Genomic DNA, 3,759 nt, shown 5'->3' with positions numbered 1-3,759 from the left:
GATTGAATAGGTCGGTATCTTTGCCTCGTGAACGATCCCGACGCTAATGAAGCCGTCCTTGCCCCGTTTTACGGCGGCTCTTTCAATGTTCTGTCCGCGAGCGGGCAGAAGGTATTTGCAAAGGGCAAATAGCAAGCTGTGTTTTCTGCTGCACGATTCTCGTTTTGCAGCAGAAAACAGCTTGCCCGCAAGGGGGAGAAAGCACCTCCGGAGTCGGTGCTTTTCAGAAGGGCGGCAAGCCGCGAAGGGATCGGAATTTTCAGGAACCGGTGGGGCCCTGGCCTCTCCTTAAAATTTCGATGCGATGGAAAAGAACAGAAAGCCCCGAGGGGGCAAAGGGGGACGACCCGCGAAAAACGACCCGGCCGTTTACCGCTTTTCGGTAAACTTTTCAGCCGTGGAACATGCCCGTTTCCTCGACCTTTACGAGCAGTCCGGGCTATTGTCCAAAGCCGCTTTTATCAAAGCGAGAGTGTTCAACGAGGCGTTCCGGGTGGTAAAGACCGACCGGGGAACGCTCGAATACGTGGCGAAGCTGACCGCTTTCCACGCCCAATTCCGTGCCGTGGGAACGAATTACAACCAGGTGGTGAAGGAGCTGCACGCGCATTTTTCCGAGAAGAAAACACTCGCGCTGCTCTATAAACTGGAGAGAGCGACACGTGAACTGGCGGCCGTCGGGCAGCAGGTCGTGTCGCTCTCCGAAGAGTTCAAACAGCGATGGTAGCCAATATCACCACCGGAAAAGACGTGTACGGCGCGCTGGCGTACAACCAGGAGAAAGTCGATCGGGGCGACGGGAAGGTGCTGCTGACCCACATCGTGAGGGAGCCGGCGGATGGGCGCTTCAACGTGGCCGCGACGGCAGAAGACCTCCTGCGCTGGATGCCCTCGCACTACCGGACGGAAAAACCCGTCGTGCACGTGTCGCTCAACCCGGCTCCCGAAGACCGCCTCGACGACGGGCAACTCGCGGAGATAGCCGGGGCCTACATGGAGCGCATGGGCTGGGGAGGACAACCTTATATCGTATTCAAGCATACCGACATCGGACGGGAGCATATCCATATCGTGTCGGTGCAGGTGGCCCAGGACGGGCGCAAGATAAACGACAGCAGGCGCAACGAACGCAGCGTGGCCGTTACCGAGGAACTGGAACGGGAGTACGGACTGCATCCCGCCAAAGGGAGAAGGCGGGAGAAAGGGCAAGGGATCGTCCCCGCCGATTACACGCGGGGCGACCTGAAACGCCAGGTGGCAGCGGTAATAAAACCGGCCGTGGCGACATACCGCTTCCAGACCCTCGGCGAGTTCCGGGCATTGTTGTCCTTATATAATATAGGTATAGAGGAAGTCCGGGGAGAGCGGAACGGAACCCCCTACCGGGGATTGCTCTACACGCTGCTGGACGAGAACGGGGACAAGGCAGTGGCCGCGCCGCTCAAATCCTCACTGTTCGGTAAAGAGGTCGGGTATGACGGGCTGGAACGGCACATGGAGCGCAACGCCGAACGGTTCGGGAAGGACGACACGAGGAGGCAAATCCGTGGCCGGGTCGATAAAGCGCTTCGGGGAGAACCCACGGAGGAAGAACTGCGCGAACGCCTGCGGGGAGCCCGGGTGGATCTCTACATACGACGCAACGAAAACGGCCGCATCGTGGGAGTGACGTTCATTGACCACGAAACACGGACGGTCGTGAACGGATCACGGCTGGGAAAGGCATACTCGGCCAACGCCTTCGAGCTGCGCTTCGGCGGGAAACGGAATCCCGGGGAAAACACGAGGGACTTGTCCCCGAAACAAGCGCCTGCCGGACGGGACGGGCAACGGAAGCGGAATACCTCACGACGGAGGAAAGTATAACATCTCAATTATCATTCATTTATTAAATTTTACGGTTATGCAACAGGAAGACGACCTTCGGGGTCTTGCAAAAACAATGGATTTCATGCGGGCATTGAGTATCTTGTTCGTGGTTATCAACATCTACTGGTTCTGTTACGGGCAGATACGGGAATGGGGAATCAATATCGGCGTGGTCGATAGGATTCTGCTGAACTTCGACCGCACCGCGGGGCTGTTCCGGAATATACTATGGACGAAACTTTTCGCCGTCGTGTTCCTCGCCCTTTCATGCCTCGGGACAAAAGGAGTAAAAGAGGAGAAAATTACCTGGCGGAAAATCACGGCATCGCTGGCCACGGGAGGCGTGCTGTTCTTCTTCAACTGGTGGCTGCTGGACTTGCCGCTGACGGCGATGGCGAACGCGGCTTTCTACATACTGACCCTATCGGCCGGGTATATCTGCCTCTTGATGGGCGGCGTGTGGATGTCCCGCCTGCTGAAGAACAATCTCATGGATGACCCTTTCAACAACGAGAACGAATCATTCCAGCAGGAAACACGCCTGATCGAGAACGAGTACTCCATAAATCTGCCGACGAAATTTTACTATAACAAACAGTGGAACAACGGGTTCGCCAATGTCGTAAACCCGCAAAGGGCTTGCATCTGCATGGGAAGCCCGGGCAGCGGGAAGAGTTATTGTGTTGTAAACCAGTTCATTAAACAGCAAATCGAAAAGGGCTATACCCAATACATCTATGACTACAAGTTTCCCGATCTTTCGGAAATCGCTTACAACCACCTGCTGAATCACCAGAAAGGTTACAAGAAAATCCCGACTTTCTACGTCATAAATTTCGACGACCCGCGCCGCTCGCACCGCTGTAACCCCATTCACCCGGACTTCATGACCGATATTTCGGACGCCTACGAGAGCGCCTATACCATCATGCTCAACCTGAACCGAAGCTGGGTGCAGAAGCAGGGCGATTTTTTTGTGGAAAGCCCCATTATCCTTTTTGCGGCCGTGATCTGGTTCCTGCGCATCTACGACAACGGGCGGTATTGTACCTTCCCGCACGCCATCGAGTTCCTGAACAAGCGGTACGAGGATATTTTCCCGATTCTGACATCCTACCCGGAACTCGAAAACTACCTCAGCCCCTTTATGGATGCCTGGCTCGGAGGCGCTCAAGACCAGCTCCAGGGCCAGATAGCATCGGCCAAAATTCCGCTTTCCCGCATGATTTCGCCCCAGCTATATTGGGTCATGTCGGGCGACGATTTCACGCTCGACATCAACAACCCGGACGATCCCAAGATACTCTGCGTGGGGAACAATCCCGACAGGCAAAACATTTACGGAGCGGCTTTGGGATTGTATAATTCCCGGATTGTCAAGCTCATAAATAAGAAAGGCCAGCTCAAATCGGGCATCATCATCGACGAGTTGCCGACAATCTACTTCAAGGGACTCGACAACCTGATCGCCACGGCCAGAAGCAACAAGGTCGCCGTGCTGCTGTGCTTCCAGGATTTTTCACAGTTGAAGAGGGACTACGGGGACAAGGAGGCCGCCGTCGTGATGAACACGGTGGGCAACATCTTCTCCGGGCAGGTCGTAGGTGAAACGGCCAAGACACTCTCGGAACGGTTCGGTAAGGTATTGCAGAAGCGGCAGAGCATGACGTTGAGCCGCAGCGACAAATCGACATCCATATCCACGCAGCTGGACAGCCTGATCCCGGCCTCGAAGATCTCGACGCTCACGCAGGGAATGTTCGTCGGGGCCGTGGCGGACAATTTCGACGAACGTATCGAGCAGAAGATTTTCCACTGCGAGATTGTCGTGGACAACGAAAAAGTGAAAGCGGAAACGGCCCGGTACAAGAAGATACCACAAATTACCGA

Annotated in this window: 3 protein-coding genes; all 3 read left to right on the top strand. The window is 55.4% G+C overall.

Annotated features, from left to right (window positions below; all coding sequences use genetic code 11):
* The first annotated feature begins 304 nt into the window (after window positions 1-304).
* Window positions 305-727 (top strand): conjugal transfer protein MobA, encoded by a 423-nt coding sequence (mobA, locus tag ACESTR_RS15650; RefSeq protein WP_004295462.1) that lies wholly within the window; start codon window positions 305-307, stop codon window positions 725-727.
* Window positions 721-1,866 carry a conjugal transfer protein MobB gene (mobB, locus tag ACESTR_RS15645; RefSeq protein ID WP_004319166.1) on the top strand — a complete coding sequence of 382 codons (1,146 nt, stop codon included), beginning with the start codon at window positions 721-723 and terminating at the stop codon, window positions 1,864-1,866. Before mobA ends, mobB begins: the two co-directional genes overlap by 7 nt.
* Before the next feature lie 37 nt (window positions 1,867-1,903).
* The coding region (mobC, locus tag ACESTR_RS15640; protein WP_373179419.1) for a conjugal transfer protein MobC at window positions 1,904-3,759 on the top strand (1,856 nt) is incomplete at its 3' end.

The organism is Alistipes sp. DJF_B185 (genome assembly GCF_964250025.1).
Lineage (GTDB): Bacteria > Bacteroidota > Bacteroidia > Bacteroidales > Rikenellaceae > Alistipes > Alistipes finegoldii.
Note: the sequence above shows the minus strand (reverse complement) of the source record. Positions and strands in the feature narration are given on the sequence as shown.

Coding starts and splice junctions, on each gene's coding strand:
- mobA (WP_004295462.1), top strand. CDS start 305: ATGGAAAAGAACAGAAAGCCCCGAGGGGGCAAAGGGGGACGACCCGCG.
- mobB (WP_004319166.1), top strand. CDS start 721: ATGGTAGCCAATATCACCACCGGAAAAGACGTGTACGGCGCGCTGGCG.